Below are 16,178 nucleotides of genomic sequence, written 5' to 3'. Positions count from 1 at the left end.
CGACCTCCCGCGCGGGTGAACACTTTATGCACTGGATCACACAACAGCCTTGAAAAGCAGCGGTTCAGCAGAGCAGCTCCGAGAGCCGCTTGCCCGACCCTGGGATGGCACTTCGGCCACCGCAAGCAGCCCTCCGGGTTGCTGGTCATTCCACCCAGAAAGCAGGAGAACCCCATGACATCAAAACTGTTGACCGCCTCTTTATTGGCGAGCGCCTTGCTGGCCGGCCTGGGCTTGGCCCCGACCGCGGCCATGGCGCAAAGCACCAACACCCCGGGCATTGACAACACGCAGCAGGCCATCAGCGCGCGCATCCAGCAAGGCATGCAGGCCGGCCGCATCACGCCGTCCGAGGCGCAGGAACTGTACGCGCGCGACCGCGACATTTCCATGCGCGAGAACCGCTACAAGTCCGACGGCAATGCCACGCCGCAGGAGCGCCAGCAACTGCGGGCCGACCTGGAAGGACTGCGCGCTGAAGTCGAACGCAAGATCGCCAACAACGTGGTCGTCGGCCAGCCGGGCTCCAACCAGGGAACCCCCGGCGTGGACAACAGCCAGTTCAACATCAGCCAGCGCATTGACGAAGGCGTGCGCACCGGGCGAATCAGCGAGCGCGAGGCGCGCAGGCTGCACGGCCGTGAACGCATGATTGAACGCCATGAAGCCAATTTCAAGTCCGACGGCGTGGTGACCAGGCAGGAACGCCGCCAGCTGCGCAATGAGCTGGCGACTTTGCGCGACCAGGTGGAGCGGATGATGCGTAATGATCGCCGGGGGCGCGGCTAGGCGCCTTTAGAAGAGGCCGGGTCTTGCTCCGGCCTTTCGCGCCTGTGGCCTTTGCATAGGCTTGCTGGCCGGGGGTTGCCCGGCGGCAACTCACTTTTCTTTTGCTTACTTTTCTTTGGCGAAGCAAAGAAAAGTAAGTCGCCCGCCGGGGCGAGACCCGGCCAACTGAACTAAGAAGAGGAAGGAGGAGGCAGAGCGCGCCAGCCGGAGCAAGACCCGGCCCAGAACCTTAGGCCAAAAACTTCATATCCCGTAACCACGCCGCCAAGCGTTCGGCAAAAACCTTATACCCCTCGGCATTCGCATGAATCTGGTCCGACCGCAGCTCGCTGCGCGACAGCACATAGGACCAGCCGCCGCTGTACAGCGGCGTGCCGGTTTCCTTCGCGACTTCGGCATACACCTCGTGGTCGCTCAGCGAGTTTGTGGCGGCTGCCAGGAAGACCGGTTTGGGCTGGGCGATCAGCACCACCTGGGCGCTGGCGGCTGCCGTCTGCACCAGGCTTTTGAGTGCGGCGCGTGTGCGCTCCAGCGGCAGGCCGCGTAAAAAGTCATTGCCGCCTATGGATATCAACACCAGGCCGGGCGCGTTCTCTTGCAGCAAACCGGGCAGGCGCGCCAGCGCGCCCTCGGCCGTGTCGCCGTTGACGCCGGCGTTCTTGGTCACGTAGCCGGTCAGTTGCTCCAGCTGTTGCGGGTAGCCGGTGCCTACCGCGGCGCCGTAGCCAAAGGTCAAAGAATCGCCCAGGCACAGCAGCACGGCTTCCTTGGGCAGGGTCTTGCCCTGCGGTTTGGCTTTTTTGGAGCAGCCGGCCGCCAGCACGAGCGCCGAGGCCATGCCGGCCAGCAGCAGCCGGCGTTGGAGCAGGGGAGTAGGGGAGGTCGGCATGGCTTGGTTCCTGGTGCGGCGGTCGTCAATGGATTCTGCCAGCGCTTGACCTGCATCAAGCGTGCAGACGCCCAGGCCTTTTAAAGTCCGGGGTTTTCCCAACGCGGCGTTGCGCCGGCCTTCTTATGCCTATTGAACTCTACCGCGACAGCCGCCACGCCTGCCTGATGTTCACCGACCTCGTCGAAGAGGACAACCAGGCCGTGCAGGCCAACCAGTTTCTCATCGTCGACAACGGCACCGGCGCCGTGATAGACCCGGGCGGCAACCTGGCCTTCAATGAGCTTTTCCTCGGCATGTCGCGCCACTTCAGCCCGCAAAAGCTGTCCTACATCATCGCCTCGCATGCCGACCCCGACATCATTGCCTCGCTGGACCGCTGGCTGACCTCCACGCCGGCGCAGTTGGTGATCTCGCGCGTGTGGGAGCGCTTTGTGCCGCACTTCACCAAGGTGGGCAAGACCGACCAGCGCGTGATCGGCGTGGCCGACGGCGGCGGACGCCTGCCGCTGGGCCGCAACGAGCTGTGGCTGCTGCCCGCCCACTTCCTGCACTCCGAAGGCAACTTCCATTTCTACGACCCCGTCAGCCGCATTCTTTTCACGGGCGACCTGGGTGTTTCCATGACCTCGGGGCGCGACGCCCAGGTGCCGGTGAGCGACCTCAAAGGGCATTTGCGCCTGATGGAGGGCTTTCACCGCCGCTACATGGTGTCCAACAAGGTGCTGCGCCTGTGGGTGCGCATGGCGCGGCAGCTCGACATCCGCATGCTGGTGCCGCAGCACGGCGCGCCGCTGGAGGGCCCGGCCATAGGCCAGTTCTTCGATTGGGCCGAATCGCTGATGTGCGGCATAGACCTGTTCGACGACAGGCACTACCAGTTACCGACCGCGGCCATCCCGGTGCCGGAGCGCGTGGTGAGCACGGCCTAGCGGAAAACGCCTGCCGTTATGCCGGCGGGGGCTCACCATGTGCCTGCAACTGGCGGCGCACATAGTCCACATGCTGGCGCAGCGTATAGACCCGGTCCGAAAAATCCAGCGCGAACTTCATGTGGCTCACATCGTGTTCTATCTTGTCCAGCCTGGCGGTGGCCTCGGCAATCTCCGCGGCATTGAGCCGGCGTGAAGTCACGTCGCGCTCCATCTCCAGCAGCGCGCCGTAGCGGCGGTAGAGCCGGTTCTTTTCCTTGAACTCAAACAGCCTGGGCACGATGCGAAACACCGGTATCGCGATCGCCACCAGCGGCAGCAGTACCAGCAGCAGGCGCTGCAAGGCGTTCGCCGCCCAGTAGGGCAGGTAGCGCTGCAAAAACGGCCGGCCGTCCTTGTAATAGCGCGCCGCCTCGTCTGCCAGCGGAAACTCCGTGGCCCGCGGGTTCGGGAACTCGCCAGGCTTGTTCAGCAGCGTGGGGCCCCGGTGCACCTCGCGCGCGGCCTCCAGCAGCAGATAGGCCAGGGCCGGGTGCAGGTCCTTGTGGATCACCAGGTTGGCCGTGGTCGTCAGCAAGGTGATGTCCTGGCGCGGTCGGTCCTGCGCCGGGTCCACCGAGCCGGCCTTGAGCGTGACCAGCGACAGGTAGGGCAGGCGCCGCGTCAGCCCCTCGGCGTGTTCAATCGACACCAGGTGGGCCTCATCCTGTTTGCCCAGCAGCATCTGCACCGCCGGTGTTTGCGGCGCGCCTATCAGGAAAAGCGCGTCGATCTCGCGCGCCAGCAGCGCCTTGGCCGCGGCCACCCCGCCGCCCGTGCCCAGCGTGGCATTGGCCGGCGTGACGCCGTAGGTTTGCAACAACTCGAGCGACACCTTGCGTGTGCCGCTGCCTTCCACGCCGATGGCGATCTTTTTGCCTGCCAGCGGGCCCAGTCCCTTGCCCAGGGTTTTGGCCAGCGCCGGCGAGGCGAACATCCAGACCGGCTCGTAACCCACCACGCCCAGCGAACGCAGCGGCGTGCTCGACTCCGGCTCCTGCGAATCCAGCTGCAGCAGGCCCAGCCCGCCCTGCACAAAACCCACGGGCGTTCCCGCATTGAGGCGCTCCAGGTTTTGCACCGCGCCCGTGGAAGGCATGAGCTCCAGAGTCACGCCGTTGGCGTTCAAATAGCTTTGGTACTTGAGCGCGAACTGGTGCGCCGCGCCATCCACCGCGCCCGTCGTCATCTCGACCTGCCGCGGCGGCGCCGGCAGCAGCGAGCGCGAGAACATCGAGAGGATGACCGCCAGCCCCGCGATGATGGCGACGGCGATCAGAAAGGTTTGCTTGCGGCTCAGCGAGGGGATGATCAGCATGGGTGCAGTCTAACCAACAGACCGCATGCCGCAAGGGCGAAGGGCTAGCCCAGGCTTAGCGCAGATTCGCCTTTACCCACCGCACAATATCCGCCGCCCCCATCGCGCCCGACTGGCGCGCCACCTCGCGGCCGTCCTGGAACAGCGCCAGCGTGGGAATGCTGCGGATGTTAAAGCGCGCGCCCAGCTTGGGCACGGCCTCGGTATCCACCTTGGCCACGCGCACCCGCGGCTCCAGCTGCGCGGCGGCCTGTTCGTAGGCCGGTGCCATCTGCCGGCAGGGGCCGCACCAGGGCGCCCAGAAATCGACCAGCACCGGGATCTGGTTGCGGCTGATGTGTTTGTCAAAAGCCGCTTCGTCGAGCGCGGCCGAATGGGCCACAAACAGCGCTTTTTTACAGCTGCCGCAGTTCGGGTCGCTGGCCAGCTGGTCCTTGCGCACGCGGTTGGTGGTGTGGCAGTGGGGGCAGACGATATGAAGTGGGTCGGACATTTCCTGCAATTGGGGATGGGCGTATGGCATTTCAAGCGTCGCGCCTGCCGGCCCACACCCGGGAAAAACCATGGCAAACAGCGGGTAAAGGCTGAGAAGCTGTGCCTCAAGACGGGTGCTTCGCCTACGCGGGACGGCCTTTCGCGGGAGAACAATCAAGCTTCACCAACGAAGGATCTCCATGAAAACCAGAACCTGGATGGCCGCCCTGGCCGCGGCCTCTCTCGCCTTCGGCGGGCTTGCGATGGCCAAGGACCATGGCGATGACCACGGTAACAAAGGTGGCCATGGGCACGGCAAAAAAGCCGACAAGCACCACCGCCACGGCCCGCCGCCGCACGCGCAGGCCGGCGGGCGCGGAGCGGGCCCCGACCACAATTTCTACCGCGGCGGCCGCCTGCCCATGCAGTACCGCGACCGCGGCTACTGGGTGGACGACTGGCGCGGCCACCGCCTGAGCGCGCCGCCGCCCGGCTACCACTGGGTGCAAACCGGCGGCGACTATGTGCTGGTTGCCAATAACACCGGGATCATTTTCCAGATCTACCTGGGCCAGTGACAGGCCGCTAAACTAAAGCAAGAGGGCCGGTGTCCGGCCCTGTTTCAAGTTGCAAGGAGCGTACTGAATTTGAAACCGCCACAGATGCATCGCCAGGCTTTTCCGCGTGCAGCCCTGCTTGTGGGAATGCTCGGCCTTGCCTGCCTGCTCACGGCCTGCGTCAGCACCGTCAAGTCCTTCCCGCTGCAGGAAAAGTTTGGCTCCACCGCCACCTATTCGCGGCTTTTCGACGCCAGGCCCGAGCAGACCTGCGAGGCCGCGCGCCGCGCGCTGCTGAGCCAGGGCTACATCATCAACACCGCCAGGGTCGACCTGGTCGAAGGGCAGAAGAGCTTCCAGCCCGAGGCCGAGGCGCATCTGCAGATGGTGATACGCGTGGTCTGCGCGCCCGAGAGCGCCGACGGCAAGATCAGCCTGGGTTTTGTCACCGCGCTGCAGGACAGCTACCAGCTCAAAAAGAGCAACAACTCCGCCAGCCTGGGTGTGGGCGCCATAGGTTCAGTGTCCCTGCCTTTCTCGTCGAGCAACGACTCCATGGTCAAGGTCGGCAGCGTCACGATTTCCTCGGACGCGTTTTATGACAGCTTTTTTGAGCTGGTCAGCCGCTACCTGGCCACGGTGGACGATTTGCCGCTCAGCCAGTAGGCGATATGCCGCGCGGCCTGTAAGCGCTGCTACATCCTGATACTGCGGAATGCCACGAGGTAAACACGGGGTAAAAGCGCGCCACATTACATGCGCCCTACGTCCGCATTACACGGCCTTCACCTTGGGCCTCCACGATGAAAGCACTGAAGCACCCGAGTCCCTCCGGGCCGGTGTTTCGGAAAGCAAGTTTCCTCCTCAGGGCTTGCCGGTTCATTCATTGAGCAAAGGAGACCCCATGACATCGAAACTCTTGACCGCATCCCTCCTGGCCACCGCGCTGGCCGCGGGCCTGGCCGCCGCGCCGGCTATGGCGCAGCCGCAAGGCCCTTATGCGCCTTCTTACCCGCCCCAGGTGGTGTATGCGCCGGCTCCGCAGACGCCGGGCATAGACAGGGCGCAGCAGGCCGTCAGCGAGCGTATACGCGAGGGCCTGCAGTCCGGCCGCATCACGCCCTCGGAAGCGCGTGTGCTGTATCGCCGCGACAGCGAGATACAGAACCGTGAAGCCGCCTACAAGGCCGACGGCCGCGTCACGCCGCAGGAGCGCCAGCAGCTGCGCGCCGACATGGCCCAGCTCAGTGCAGAAGTCGAGCGCGCCATTGCCAACAACCGCACCGTGGCCGTTGCCTACCCCGCCGACAGGATGGGCGCCATCGACAGCCAGGAGTTCAATATCCGCCAGCGCATTGACGAGGGCGTGCGCAGCCACCGCCTGAGCCCGCGCGAAGCCGGCCGCTTGCAGGCGCGCGAGCAGGAGATTGAAAACCGCGAAGCCGCCTACCGTTCCGACGGTGTGCTGACCCCGCAGGAGCGCCGCGACCTGCGTGCCCAGCTGGGCGCCTTGCGCGATGAAGTCGAGCGCCTGATCAACCCGCGCGGTTAAAACCAAGGCTAGCGCCAAAGCCGCAAGGCCATAAAAAAACCCCGGTCAGCGCATGGCGCCGGCCGGGGTTTTTGCTTGAAGCGCAGGGCGCTGACTATCAGGCTGCCTTGGCGCGGCGGAAAGCCGAGCTGCGTTTGCTGCTGGGCTTGCTGTCACCGGCAATCTTGCCGGCCAGTTCGGCGCTCTTTTGTTCGATCTGTGCGGCCAGCTTGCTCAAGGCCAGCGCGCCGGGCGCAGTAGCCTGGGCCAGGGTGTTCAGCGTGGTCACGCCGGTTTTTTCTTCAAACAGGCTGGCGTTGGCGGCGGCGCGTTCCACACCGGCTTCGGCCACTTTGACGAGTTGGCTCACGACTTGTTCGGCGCCGCTGGTCGTCAGCAGCAGGCCTTTGGTGTAGTAGGCGCTGAAAGCGGCTTGGGCGGCCGAAGCGTTCTTCGCGGTTTCAGCCGTCAGTTCGGTGCGCGATTGTTTCAGGGCCTGGTTCCAGCGCTGCTCCAGCAGGCTGACCACACGCTCACCGCCGGCGCGGTAGGCCTGGATGACGTTGAGGGCGGTATTGCCGTAGGACTCGATCAGGTCGTTGGCAACGGTGGAGAGGTTTTTGGCGCTCATGGAATGTTCCTTCAATAGGCTTTTGACGATGGAGTCATCTTGCCGGTTTTGCCTAGTGAGTGCGACCTAACGGGTTAGAGAGGGATATCCAGAATGACGCGCTCGTCCTCTGAAAGAGGGGGCTGGGGGCTCAGGCCGGCAGGAACAGCGCCGGATCCACCATGGTGCGGTTCAGCATCACCCCCCAATGCAGATGAGGCCCGGTCACCCGGCCGGTAGCCCCCACGGCGCCGAGCCGCTCACCGGTTTTGAGGGTGTCCCCCGGCTTCACGTCGATCTCGCTCAAATGGCACATCATGCTCAGCAAACCACCTCCATGGTCCAGCCACACCGTGTTGCCGTTAAAAAAATAGTCACCCGTGTCTATCACCCGGGCCGGCAGCGGTGCCAGCACTGGCGTGCCGGTGGCGGCCGCGATGTCCATGCCGCTGTGCGGGTTGCGCGGCTGGCCGTTGAACACGCGGCGCAGGCCGAAGGAGCTGGAGCGCCGCCCCGGCACAGGCACCCGCATGCGCAGCGGGCCTTGCGGCAGGGGCTCGCTGAAGGTGGCCATGACGCCCTCCTGGTGCGCGCGCTCGCGCTCGTAGCGCGCCAAATCTTCGGGCGACAAATCCACCGTGCGCGGCTCGACCTTGAGATGCTGTTCGCTGTAGCGCTTGGGGGCGATGGTGTAAGCCACATCGCGCCGGCTGCCGTCGGCGGCCTGCACCGTGATGTTCGCCTCGCCGGGCGCGGCCGAAAGCGCAATGCCTACCAGCGCCGTCCATCCGGCCGCATCGCCCAGCACCAGCAAGGGCAGCTCACCCGCAAAAGCCAGGGGCCGCTGCGCGGCCGGGCCCAGCGGCAGCCATGCCACACCGCCGGGCACCTGCGAGGCGCGCGGCCAAATGCCGTCGGCTGAAAGCACCGCCTGGGCCAGCAAGGAGGCGGGCAGGGCATAGCCGGCCGCGGCGGCCAGCAGCACGGCGCGGCGGCTCAGGTGTGAAGGAATCGTGATCGGTGAAAAAGGGACATGCATGGCGCCATTATTGCGGCGTCATGGTGATTTTTCCTTCGCGCACATAGTCGTCAAACTGGATGCGCGGAATTGCCGTCACCGCGGCCACGCCGTCGCCGGCGTCCCAGCTCAGGGTGGCGCTGTCGGGTTCCAGCGCGACTTCAATGCGCACGCGCGGGATTTCAATCGGTGCACCGTCACCCGGTGTGTAGGTCACGTCACCGGTAATCATGGCGAACTGGGGCATGGCTGTCTCCTGGATGGATGGGGGTGGGGAAAGCGGGCGGTCAAAAACACAAAACAAGCCCGTACGCTTTGATTTGAGCAGCGATTTCCCCAGACCCTTGTAGGCGAACAACCACTTTGCGCCACGGCGGCTGCAATTGCTTGCAATTGGGGACAAAATCATGCAACCAATATGTTGCATAAACGAATTTTCCGGTGCAAAATAAACGCAACCAGGAGATTGCATATGACTTCATCCACCGACCGCATCGAACGCAGCGTCCACATCAAGGCCGCGCCCTCCAGGGTCTGGAAGGCGCTTACCAACGCCGAGGAATTCGGCAGCTGGTTCGGTGTGGCGCTCAAGGGCAAGCGTTTTACCGCCGGCCAACAGGTGCAAGGCCACATCACCATTGCGGGCTATGAGCATGTGCTGTTCGATGTGTTCATTGAACGTGTGGAACCCGAAAGGCTTTTTTCTTACCGCTGGCACCCCTATGCGGTCGACCCGGCCGTCGACTATTCGAAAGAGCCCACAACCCTTGTGAAATTCACCCTCAAGGCGGTGGGCGGCGGCACCTTGCTCAGCGTGGTCGAATCCGGCTTTGACAAAATCCCCGTGGCGCGCCGCGAGCAGGCCTTCCGCATGAACGACGGCGGCTGGCAAGGGCAGATGGCTAACATCGAGAAATATGTCAGCTCGTCCTAAAAGCAATTCCAGGCCCGCCGAAACCTCCTCGCCCCAGCCCGGCCCCGCGGGCGTGTTCGCCGCCCTGGGCGATGAAACCCGTTTGCGCCTGGTGGCCGTGCTCTGTGTGGGCGGCGCGGTCTCGATCTCGCAGCTGACCGCCACCACCGACATCACGCGCCAGGCCGTGACCAAACATCTGCATGTGCTGGCCGACGCGGGCCTGGTGCACCATGTGAAAGTGGGGCGCGAGCGCCTGTGGCAGTTTGACCCGCAGCAGCTCGACGAAGCCCGCCGCTCGCTGGACCTGATTGCCCAGCAATGGGACCAGGCGCTGGGCCGATTGAAAGCGTCGCTGGAAGCCGAGGAGACATGAGCATGCCCGCGCACAAGATTTTCAAGATGGCGTTTGCCAAGGTGTATCCGCTCTATGTCCAGAAGGCGGAACGCAAAAACCGCTCGAAGGAAGAAGTCGATCAAATCATTTGCTGGCTGACGGGCTATGACGAAAAGGGATTGCGCCGCCAGCTTGACCAGCAAAACGATTTCGAAACCTTTTTTGCCCAGGCCCCCGCCATGCACCCGAATGCCTCGCTGATCAAGGGCGTGGTCTGCGGCGTCCGCGTCGAAGAGCTTGCCGACCCGCTGATGCAAAAAATACGCTACCTGGACAAGCTGGTGGACGAGCTTGCCAAAGGCAAGGCGATGGAAAAAATCCTGCGGGCCTAGGGCCTGGCCCAGGCCAGCAAAAGGTTGTTGGCCGGCATCGCATGCCGCTCCAGTAAGCGCAGGCCGGCGCGTGCGGCTTGCTGTTCCACCTCTTCCCTGCGGCGTATACCCCAGGCCGGGTCTTGCGCGCGCAGGCTTTGGTCGAACGAGAGATTGCCTTCTGACGTGGGCACATCGTCTTCCAGATACGGTCCATAAGTCACCAGCACCCCGCCCGGCGCCAGATGGCGCGCCGCACCCTGCATCAGCGCAGCACAAGTCGCCCAGGGCGAGATATGCAGCATGTTCGCGCAATAGATGAGGTCAAACTTCGCATCGCCCGGCAGCCATGCGGGCGCCATGACGTCGAGCACCAGGGCAGGGCGCACATTGTGCAAACCCTGCTCGGCCACCCAGGCCGTAATCGAGTCCAGCGCGGCTGGCATGGCATCGGTGGGCTGCCATGTCCATTGCGGCAGGGCCGCGGCAAACCAGGCGACATGCTGGCCTGTGCCTGAGGCGATCTCGAGGGCTGTGCCTTGCGCGGGCAGGACCTTGAGCAGCACATCGAGGATGGGCTGCTTGTTGCGGTCTGCTGCGGGGCTGAAATTGGGTTGGGGCATGGGGTGATTAAACCCCAGGCCTGCCCCGTTTCAAGCGAAGTAGCCGCCGTCCCGTATGTCCGCCAGCAGTTCCGGCTCCTGCGGCTGCCACCCCAGCGAACTGCGCGTCAGCGCGCTCGACGCCGGGTTGTCGGCCGCAACAAAGCGCGTCAGCCACTCGAAGTGGGCCGGTGCTTCATCGGCGCTGATGCTGCGCACCGGCACACCCAGCCCCGCGCCCACGGCTTCGGCAATCGTGCGCAGCGCGAGGCCTTCCTCGGCCACGGCATGCAGATGCGCGCCGGGCAGGGCGCTTTCCAGCGCCAGCCGGAAGAGGCGCGCCGCGTCCAGCCGGTGTACCGCCGGCCAGCGGTTCGCGCCCTCGCCGATATACGCCGAAAAACCCTTGCGGCGCGCAATCGCCACCAGTGCCGGCACAAAACCATAGTCACCCGCGCCATGCACCGAAGGCGGCAGCCGCACCACACTGGCGCGCACACCGCGGCCGGCAGCGGTGTCCATCAGGGCCTCCGCCCCGGCGCGCGGGTTCGCTGAGTCCGCGGGAACCGCTGTGTCTTCGGTCGCGGGGCGCGCGTGCGCCAGCAGCATGGTGACCGAGGTCGACACAAAAGGTCGACCCGAGCCTTCCAGCACGCAGGCCAATGCCTTGATCGCCCGCCTGTCCATCTCGGCAGCCGCCGCGTGGGCTGAAAAATCGTGGTGGAAGGCCGTGTGGATCACACCGTCGCAGGCCTGCGCGCCCACCGCCAGGCTGGCCGTGTCCGCCAGCTCGCCCCTGTGTGCCGCCGCACCCGCTTTCAGCAGGGCATCGGCCGCCGCATCGCTGCGCGCCAGTCCCAGCACCTGGTGCCCTGCGGAAAGTAATTCACGCACAATCGCGGACCCCACAAAGCCCGTCGCTCCCGTCACAAAAACACGCATACTGAACTCCTGAAAAAATGAGTCCCGATAATCCGCCCTCCACCGAATTTGCAAAAGCCGTGAGCGTATACAGGTATGAGCACTAACACCCTGCCGGCCCAGCCTCTCACCCTGGGGGGTTTCCTGCGCGACCGCCGCGCGCGCCTGCTGCCCACGCCCGAAGCCGCAAGCCGGCGCCGCACGCCCGGCCTCAGGCGCGAGGAAGTCGCCACGCGCGCCAACGTCAGCGTCACCTGGTACACCTGGCTGGAGCAAGGGCGCGGCGGCCCGCCTTCAGACGAAGTGCTGGAGCGCCTGGCCCGCGCGCTTGAGCTGGACAGCGCCGGCCGCGAGTTCATGTTCCTGCTGGCCCAGCAGCGCCCGCCGCCGCTCAAGCCCAGGTCTTCAGCGGTGGTCACACCCGCGCTGCAACGCGTGCTCGATGCCATGCCCACCAGCCCCGCGGTGGTGAAGACACTGACCTGGGACATCGTGGCCTGGAACGCGGCAGCCCTGGCCGTGCTGGCCGACTACCCCACGCTGGAGCCCGGCGAACGCAATTTGCTGAGGCGCCTGTTCAGCATCCCCCGCGTGCGCAAGGGCTTGCCCGACTGGGAAACCGACGCACGCTACGCCGTCGCATCCTTTCGCATCGACGCGGCACGCGCCGGCGACTGCCCCGAGGCCGCCGCCCTCGCGGCCGAACTCCAGGCCAGCAGCGCCGACTTCCGCCGCCTCTGGGCCGAGAACGAAATGCGCAGCCACTGGGTAGGAACCAAACGCATTGAGCGGCCCGGCGTCGGCGCCATCACGCTGGAGTACCAGGCCTTGGCCATCGACAGCTCGCCCGGGCTGAGCCTGATGGTGTTTACGCCGGTGACGCCGGCGGATGTGGAGGCCGTGGCCTTGCTGATGTCGGACAGGGCCGGGCGCTTGAAAAAAGAAAAGCGCTGAAAGCCGGTGAATCACCAGCCGGCCTTCGCCGGCCCTTCAATCTCACGCGTGTTTCAGGCCGTTTCGGTTTCAGCGGCGCGGGCTTTTTGCTGCGCCCGCATGATCTGGTGGCGCTGCCAGTAGCTCCCCAGCACCGCCTTGAAGTGCTCTTCCTGCTTGCCCAGGCCCTTGAGCTTGATCGTGCTGGTGCGCGCGCCCAGCATGCCCTTGTCGAAGTGGGTGACGGTGAGCGTGTTGCCAAAACTGCTGTTGTTGAATGTCATGCCCTTGACCTCGTCCCATGACATCGGCGCGCCGCCGTCTGCCGTGGCATGCAGGCCTTCGTAGGTGATGTCAATGCGCTTGTCATTGCCAAGGTCAAACGACACCGGCGGAAAGTAGCGCAGCACGACGGCGCGCTCTTCTTCGGTGGCCGGCTCATAGCGGTAGGCCAGGCTTTGCTCATGCGCGGCGGCAAAACGCTGCTCGTAGTCTGTCCACAGCCGCTGCTCGATGGCGGCGGCGGTCGATATCTCGTCGGCCCAGGTGGTTTGAGGCACGGTGGTCACAATGGCGCCGTAGCTGTCCTCAGCCACCTTGTGGTTCACATTGCGCATGCGCTCTACCAGCGGCGGGTGCGTGTCATAGGGGTGCGGCACGGCGGCGGTTTTCATGGCCGTCACAAATTCACCCGAGCGGGCATAAGGGTGCAGACCTTCAGCCACAAAGCCGGCAATGCCCAGCGCGCCGGTGTGCTGTTGCTCCTGCTCAAACAGCTTGTTCTCTACCGTGTTGCGGTAGCTGGAGTAGGCCGAGATCTTGATGAGCGACTGCACGATGGACTGCGGCGCCGTCAGCTTCGCGGCCACGCGGTCGGCGGTGTACTCGCGCTCGCGGCTGTCGCGCGCCAGTGCGAATTCAAACACCATGCGATACAGGCGCAGCAGGTAGTGCGCCACGATGGTCAAACCGCCGCTGCGCATTTCCCAGGTGTACAGGTCAAACTGGTTGAGCTTGGGGCCCAGCGCCGCGCTGCTGCGCGTGTCGCCGCCGCCCAGGTGAGCCAGCTCGTGCGCCAGCACGGCATCGGCCTCGGCGGTGTCCAGCACCCGCAGCAGCGGAATGCTCACAAACAGCGTGCGGCCCGTCAGGGTCTGCCCGGCCACCGTGCAGGGTGCTTCGGTCACGAAAAAGTTGTTGTCGATACCCGCGATGATCTGGTCCGGCGGGGATGTCTTGACGCGGCCCGCCAGTTGACGAATGCGATCCCACAGGCGCGGGGCGTCGGCTTCAGACAGCAGCTCGCCTTCAATGGTGTTGCCCCATGGCAATTTTTTGAAGAGCGTGTAGATGGCATAAAAAACCGCCAGGGCCGCCATGATGCCGGCCAGGCCCACCAGCTTGATGTAGTAGCTGTGCCAGAAGTAAGCCGTGAGCCAGAATGACAGCCACACCAGCATGGCGCTTTGCAGGGTGACCTCCACCGCGCTGGAAAACGTCATCAGCCGCCAACCCGCCACAAAGCTCGCATAACGCAGGCCGCGGTTGACAAAGGCCAGCGCGCCCAGCACGCCGGCCGCCACCAGCAGCGCGGCCCCGAGGATCAAGGTCCAGAACGCGGCACGCTCGGCCCAGTGAAACCACCAGTGCATGGAGTAAGGACTGCAGACCTTGTCGTGAAAGACCTGGTTCTCCGGCCCGGTGGCGGCGCAGGCCATCGACAGCCTGTGCGTGTCGTAAAACGCCATCTCGTCCGCCTTCTGCGCCGGGGTCAGGTTTGTGGCGGCATTGATTTGAGAATTGACGCGCTGGATGAAGTCCTTGTCCTCAGACTGCAGCGCGTAGTGCGTGAAAACCAGCGTGACCGCCGGAATGAGAAAGAGCGATGCCAGGGTCAGCAGAAAAACCCGCCAGAGGTCGGCGTGGATTGTGCGCGCAGCAGCCATGGGAAACGTCCTTTTGAGTTTTGAATTTGAACCGGCCGATCATACGGGCGGCCATGCGTTTGGCCGTCGAATGGGAGGGGCAACAATTCACCAAAACGGGGGCTGTTTCAGTTTGTTTCCAATGGGCGGCTGATCCCCTCAGCGACCGCACTTCGCCGACGGCCGGCTCGTGATTCGGGCCGAGCGCCCGCTTGTCACGAGCTGGCCCCAGTCTTTCGTATCAGGTCGCGTGCATGTACAGCTCACGTCAAGGATGCGGAATGGCACCTATCTGCATCATCAACCCCAGCAGGTCAGGTTGGCCGACCTCGGAGACTATCTTGCCTTGCGAAAGGCGGTAGATGTTCAGTGCCTGCACCGCGATCTTCTTTCCCGTCGGAGGCACACCAGAGAACGGGCCGCGGTGCGTACCTCGCATCGTGAAGCGGGCCGCGATCACATCGTCTTCGACCACGGTTTCCTCAAGCGTCCACTGGATGTCCGGGAAACCGCCACGCATCATCTGGATGATCTCGATGTAACCCGCAGGGCCGCGCACCGGATCGGGCCGTCCAGGCACGTGGAATACGGCGTCGGGTGAGACCAGTTCGGTGGACAGCTTGGGGTCAGCCGTGTTGATGAAGTCGACGAACCGCTTCATGAACTTCCGATTCGTGTCGGCCGCTGAGGCACGGTCGGGCAGAACGGGGGATGCGGCTGCCGCCGCCAAAGGGACTGTTTGTCGTGGACCTTGCATGGGATTCGCTCCAATGTTGCTGTTGGCAGGCTGGATATCCAGCCGTTGCCCTAAAGTTTGCAGCGAATTCATCGTGAACGGATGATCAAACGCGGCGAATTGATGGTAAATACCCGACAATCGCCCGATGCAAAACCGGACGAAGTCAGTGGAGATCGAGCAGGTTGTGTTTCGGCCGAACACGCGGCCCGAGATCGACCTGGAAGTCTTCATGATGTCGGACTTAAAGAAGAGAGTGAGCGCGGGCCATCTGCAACGCCACCACCGTTACGACTTTCACATGTTGGTTTGTGTCAACCAAGGGCGCTGTCGGCCAATGGTTGATTTCAGCCAGATCGAGTGCCGCACCGGCTCGGTGGTGAGTGTGCGGCCAGCCCAAGTACATCGCTTCGACGCCGAGAGCCGTTGGGACGGATGGATTCTTCTCTTTCGTCCCCAACTCCTGAATTCCGGCTCCGGTGGAGCCCATTTCGCCGTCGACTTGGTCGAGACGCTGCCGACGCACTTGGTTCTGCAAGGGCAGACGTGGAGCCTTGTGGGCGACGCACTGGCGCGCATGCTGGCAGACTGTCGACTTGACACCCCGCGTCCACTGTTGCACCAACTGCTGCAAAGCCAGTTGGTTGCGATCGTGACGCGTCTGCATGTCTTCCTCCATGGTCAGCCGCGATCAGCCGACGGGCCGCAGCGCGTATCGGAGCACTTTCGCACCTTCCGGTCGCTGGTCGATGCACACTTTCACGAGTGGCACCATGTCGCGCGCTATGCACATGCGATGGCATGCTCCGAGCGTACGCTTGCACGAGCGTGCCTCGACGCCGCCGGCGTCGGTCCCAAGGCCTTCATTGCGGGGCGCGTCACATTGGAAGCCAAGCGTTTACTGGCACATACGGAATTGCCGGTCGGCGCCGTCGGAGCACGGGTTGGCTTCGACCAGGCAACCAACTTCGTCAAGTTTTTTCGCGGTGCCGAGGGATGCACCCCCGGAGCGTTCCGGCGGCGACAGGTGGATGTAGCAGGGCGGGAAATGGCCTGAACGCAGCCACCGGGCTGCCGATTAAGTCCCAGGGGACTTTGTTACTTGCTGAACGAGTCTTTCATCCCCGTCACCCGATTGAACACGACTTTGCCGTCCTTGTGGTCAACAATATCGGTCGCAAAGTAGCCATGCCACTCAAACTGGAAGCGCGTGCCGGCGGGCACCTTGGCCGGCGATGGTTCGACGTAGGCCATCACGGCCTTCAGGCTGACCTGTTCCATAG

The 16,178-nt window shown here is 64.2% G+C and carries 21 protein-coding genes; 10 read left to right on the top strand and 11 right to left on the bottom strand.

What is annotated here, in order from left to right; translation table 11 throughout:
* Positions 1-174 precede the first annotated feature (174 nt).
* A complete protein-coding gene (locus tag BLQ85_RS12000) occupies positions 175-789 on the top strand; it encodes a hypothetical protein (protein ID WP_074577261.1) in 615 nt (204 codons plus the stop codon).
* Between the two features lie 229 nt (positions 790-1,018).
* Here BLQ85_RS12000 and BLQ85_RS11995 read toward each other — a convergent pair whose 3' ends face one another.
* Complete coding sequence (locus tag BLQ85_RS11995) at positions 1,019-1,678, bottom strand: GDSL-type esterase/lipase family protein (RefSeq protein WP_074577258.1); 660 nt, start codon at positions 1,676-1,678, stop codon at positions 1,019-1,021.
* 125 nt (positions 1,679-1,803) lie between these two features.
* Between BLQ85_RS11995 and BLQ85_RS11990 the strand changes: the two genes are divergently transcribed.
* A complete protein-coding gene (locus tag BLQ85_RS11990) occupies positions 1,804-2,610 on the top strand; it encodes an oxygen-binding di-iron domain-containing protein (protein WP_074577256.1) in 807 nt (268 codons plus the stop codon).
* 16 nt (positions 2,611-2,626) lie between these two features.
* Here the strand turns inward: BLQ85_RS11990 and BLQ85_RS11985 are convergent, their stop codons facing one another.
* On the bottom strand, positions 2,627-3,967 hold the full coding sequence (locus tag BLQ85_RS11985) for a TAXI family TRAP transporter solute-binding subunit (protein ID WP_074577254.1): 1,341 nt from the start codon (positions 3,965-3,967) through the stop codon (positions 2,627-2,629).
* A 55-nt stretch (positions 3,968-4,022) separates the two neighbouring features.
* The gene (trxC, locus tag BLQ85_RS11980; RefSeq protein WP_074577252.1) at positions 4,023-4,460 is read right to left on the bottom strand and encodes a thioredoxin TrxC; all 438 of its coding nucleotides are present in this window, start codon (positions 4,458-4,460) and stop codon (positions 4,023-4,025) included.
* A gap of 181 nt (positions 4,461-4,641) precedes the next feature.
* On the opposite strand from trxC, the gene BLQ85_RS11975 reads away from it, so the two are divergent.
* From BLQ85_RS11975 to BLQ85_RS11965, 3 genes are all read left to right on the top strand, one after another.
* Positions 4,642-5,019 carry an RcnB family protein gene (locus BLQ85_RS11975; RefSeq protein WP_074577250.1) on the top strand — a complete coding sequence of 126 codons (378 nt, stop codon included), beginning with the start codon at positions 4,642-4,644 and terminating at the stop codon, positions 5,017-5,019.
* A gap of 126 nt (positions 5,020-5,145) precedes the next feature.
* On the top strand, positions 5,146-5,664 hold the full coding sequence (locus BLQ85_RS11970) for a DUF2242 domain-containing protein (RefSeq protein WP_139200957.1): 519 nt from the start codon (positions 5,146-5,148) through the stop codon (positions 5,662-5,664).
* A 238-nt stretch (positions 5,665-5,902) separates the two neighbouring features.
* Positions 5,903-6,550 carry a hypothetical protein gene (locus BLQ85_RS11965; protein WP_074577246.1) on the top strand — a complete coding sequence of 216 codons (648 nt, stop codon included), beginning with the start codon at positions 5,903-5,905 and terminating at the stop codon, positions 6,548-6,550.
* A 97-nt stretch (positions 6,551-6,647) separates the two neighbouring features.
* On the opposite strand, the gene BLQ85_RS11960 is transcribed toward BLQ85_RS11965, so the two are convergent.
* The 3 genes from BLQ85_RS11960 to BLQ85_RS11950 all read right to left on the bottom strand — a co-directional run bounded on the left by BLQ85_RS11960 (position 6,648) and on the right by BLQ85_RS11950 (position 8,404).
* Positions 6,648-7,160 (bottom strand): hypothetical protein, encoded by a 513-nt coding sequence (locus BLQ85_RS11960; protein ID WP_074577244.1) that lies wholly within the window; start codon positions 7,158-7,160, stop codon positions 6,648-6,650.
* Between the two features lie 130 nt (positions 7,161-7,290).
* Positions 7,291-8,178, bottom strand: a complete 888-nt coding sequence (locus BLQ85_RS11955) for a peptidoglycan DD-metalloendopeptidase family protein (protein WP_074577241.1) — start codon at positions 8,176-8,178, stop codon at positions 7,291-7,293.
* Positions 8,179-8,185: 7 nt separating this feature from the next.
* Complete coding sequence (locus BLQ85_RS11950) at positions 8,186-8,404, bottom strand: hypothetical protein (RefSeq protein ID WP_074577239.1); 219 nt, start codon at positions 8,402-8,404, stop codon at positions 8,186-8,188.
* Positions 8,405-8,629: 225 nt separating this feature from the next.
* Here BLQ85_RS11950 and BLQ85_RS11945 point away from each other — a divergent pair, with 225 nt between their 5' ends.
* Genes BLQ85_RS11945 through BLQ85_RS11935 form a run of 3 tightly spaced genes read left to right on the top strand, consistent with a single transcriptional unit; the run spans position 8,630 to position 9,799 of the window.
* Positions 8,630-9,091 carry an SRPBCC family protein gene (locus tag BLQ85_RS11945; protein WP_074577237.1) on the top strand — a complete coding sequence of 154 codons (462 nt, stop codon included), beginning with the start codon at positions 8,630-8,632 and terminating at the stop codon, positions 9,089-9,091.
* Complete coding sequence (locus BLQ85_RS11940) at positions 9,075-9,446, top strand: ArsR/SmtB family transcription factor (protein ID WP_074577235.1); 372 nt, start codon at positions 9,075-9,077, stop codon at positions 9,444-9,446. Before BLQ85_RS11945 ends, BLQ85_RS11940 begins: the two co-directional genes overlap by 17 nt.
* Positions 9,447-9,448: 2 nt before the next feature.
* A complete protein-coding gene (locus BLQ85_RS11935) occupies positions 9,449-9,799 on the top strand; it encodes a DUF2200 domain-containing protein (RefSeq protein ID WP_074577749.1) in 351 nt (116 codons plus the stop codon).
* On the opposite strand, the gene BLQ85_RS11930 is transcribed toward BLQ85_RS11935, so the two are convergent.
* Entirely contained in the window at positions 9,796-10,401 is a 606-nt protein-coding gene (locus BLQ85_RS11930; protein WP_074577233.1) for a DUF938 domain-containing protein, read from the bottom strand. The genes BLQ85_RS11935 and BLQ85_RS11930 overlap by 4 nt on opposite strands.
* 30 nt (positions 10,402-10,431) lie before the next feature.
* Complete coding sequence (locus BLQ85_RS11925; RefSeq protein ID WP_074577231.1) at positions 10,432-11,322, bottom strand: SDR family oxidoreductase; 891 nt, start codon at positions 11,320-11,322, stop codon at positions 10,432-10,434.
* A gap of 75 nt (positions 11,323-11,397) precedes the next feature.
* On the opposite strand from BLQ85_RS11925, the gene BLQ85_RS11920 reads away from it, so the two are divergent.
* Positions 11,398-12,255, top strand: a complete 858-nt coding sequence (locus BLQ85_RS11920; RefSeq protein ID WP_074577229.1) for a helix-turn-helix transcriptional regulator — start codon at positions 11,398-11,400, stop codon at positions 12,253-12,255.
* Between the two features lie 53 nt (positions 12,256-12,308).
* Here the strand turns inward: BLQ85_RS11920 and BLQ85_RS11915 are convergent, their stop codons facing one another.
* Entirely contained in the window at positions 12,309-14,180 is a 1,872-nt protein-coding gene (locus BLQ85_RS11915) for a M48 family metallopeptidase (RefSeq protein ID WP_074577227.1), read from the bottom strand.
* Positions 14,181-14,427: 247 nt separating this feature from the next.
* Complete coding sequence (locus BLQ85_RS11910; protein ID WP_254806415.1) at positions 14,428-15,129, bottom strand: ester cyclase; 702 nt, start codon at positions 15,127-15,129, stop codon at positions 14,428-14,430.
* Here BLQ85_RS11910 and BLQ85_RS11905 point away from each other — a divergent pair.
* Positions 15,128-15,952, top strand: coding sequence for an AraC family transcriptional regulator (locus BLQ85_RS11905; RefSeq protein WP_254806414.1), 825 nt, complete (start codon positions 15,128-15,130; stop codon positions 15,950-15,952). The two genes, BLQ85_RS11910 and BLQ85_RS11905, sit on opposite strands and share 2 nt — an antisense overlap.
* Before the next feature lie 41 nt (positions 15,953-15,993).
* Here BLQ85_RS11905 and BLQ85_RS11900 read toward each other — a convergent pair whose 3' ends face one another.
* Positions 15,994-16,176: a hypothetical protein gene (locus tag BLQ85_RS11900; protein ID WP_074577220.1), complete on the bottom strand. Its 183-nt coding sequence runs from the start codon at positions 16,174-16,176 to the stop codon at positions 15,994-15,996.
* Between the last annotated feature and the right edge of the window lie 2 nt (positions 16,177-16,178).

The sequence above is a fragment of the Polaromonas sp. JS666 genome (assembly GCF_900103405.1).
GTDB lineage: Bacteria > Pseudomonadota > Gammaproteobacteria > Burkholderiales > Burkholderiaceae_C > Polaromonas.
The sequence above is the reverse complement of the archived record's forward strand: the minus strand, read 5'-3'. Positions and strand labels throughout refer to the sequence as shown.

Coding starts and splice junctions, on each gene's coding strand:
- BLQ85_RS11955 (WP_074577241.1), bottom strand. CDS start 8,178: ATGCATGTCCCTTTTTCACCGATCACGATTCCTTCACACCTGAGCCGC.
- BLQ85_RS11985 (WP_074577254.1), bottom strand. CDS start 3,967: ATGCTGATCATCCCCTCGCTGAGCCGCAAGCAAACCTTTCTGATCGCC.
- BLQ85_RS11960 (WP_074577244.1), bottom strand. CDS start 7,160: ATGAGCGCCAAAAACCTCTCCACCGTTGCCAACGACCTGATCGAGTCC.
- BLQ85_RS11940 (WP_074577235.1), top strand. CDS start 9,075: ATGTCAGCTCGTCCTAAAAGCAATTCCAGGCCCGCCGAAACCTCCTCG.
- BLQ85_RS11975 (WP_074577250.1), top strand. CDS start 4,642: ATGAAAACCAGAACCTGGATGGCCGCCCTGGCCGCGGCCTCTCTCGCC.
- BLQ85_RS11965 (WP_074577246.1), top strand. CDS start 5,903: ATGACATCGAAACTCTTGACCGCATCCCTCCTGGCCACCGCGCTGGCC.
- BLQ85_RS11910 (WP_254806415.1), bottom strand. CDS start 15,129: ATGAAGACTTCCAGGTCGATCTCGGGCCGCGTGTTCGGCCGAAACACA.
- BLQ85_RS11935 (WP_074577749.1), top strand. CDS start 9,449: ATGCCCGCGCACAAGATTTTCAAGATGGCGTTTGCCAAGGTGTATCCG.
- BLQ85_RS11990 (WP_074577256.1), top strand. CDS start 1,804: ATGCCTATTGAACTCTACCGCGACAGCCGCCACGCCTGCCTGATGTTC.
- BLQ85_RS11970 (WP_139200957.1), top strand. CDS start 5,146: ATGCTCGGCCTTGCCTGCCTGCTCACGGCCTGCGTCAGCACCGTCAAG.
- BLQ85_RS11915 (WP_074577227.1), bottom strand. CDS start 14,180: ATGGCTGCTGCGCGCACAATCCACGCCGACCTCTGGCGGGTTTTTCTG.
- BLQ85_RS11930 (WP_074577233.1), bottom strand. CDS start 10,401: ATGCCCCAACCCAATTTCAGCCCCGCAGCAGACCGCAACAAGCAGCCC.
- BLQ85_RS11905 (WP_254806414.1), top strand. CDS start 15,128: ATGATGTCGGACTTAAAGAAGAGAGTGAGCGCGGGCCATCTGCAACGC.
- BLQ85_RS11925 (WP_074577231.1), bottom strand. CDS start 11,322: ATGCGTGTTTTTGTGACGGGAGCGACGGGCTTTGTGGGGTCCGCGATT.
- BLQ85_RS11995 (WP_074577258.1), bottom strand. CDS start 1,678: ATGCCGACCTCCCCTACTCCCCTGCTCCAACGCCGGCTGCTGCTGGCC.
- BLQ85_RS11945 (WP_074577237.1), top strand. CDS start 8,630: ATGACTTCATCCACCGACCGCATCGAACGCAGCGTCCACATCAAGGCC.
- BLQ85_RS11950 (WP_074577239.1), bottom strand. CDS start 8,404: ATGCCCCAGTTCGCCATGATTACCGGTGACGTGACCTACACACCGGGT.
- trxC (WP_074577252.1), bottom strand. CDS start 4,460: ATGTCCGACCCACTTCATATCGTCTGCCCCCACTGCCACACCACCAAC.
- BLQ85_RS11920 (WP_074577229.1), top strand. CDS start 11,398: ATGAGCACTAACACCCTGCCGGCCCAGCCTCTCACCCTGGGGGGTTTC.
- BLQ85_RS11900 (WP_074577220.1), bottom strand. CDS start 16,176: ATGGAACAGGTCAGCCTGAAGGCCGTGATGGCCTACGTCGAACCATCG.
- BLQ85_RS12000 (WP_074577261.1), top strand. CDS start 175: ATGACATCAAAACTGTTGACCGCCTCTTTATTGGCGAGCGCCTTGCTG.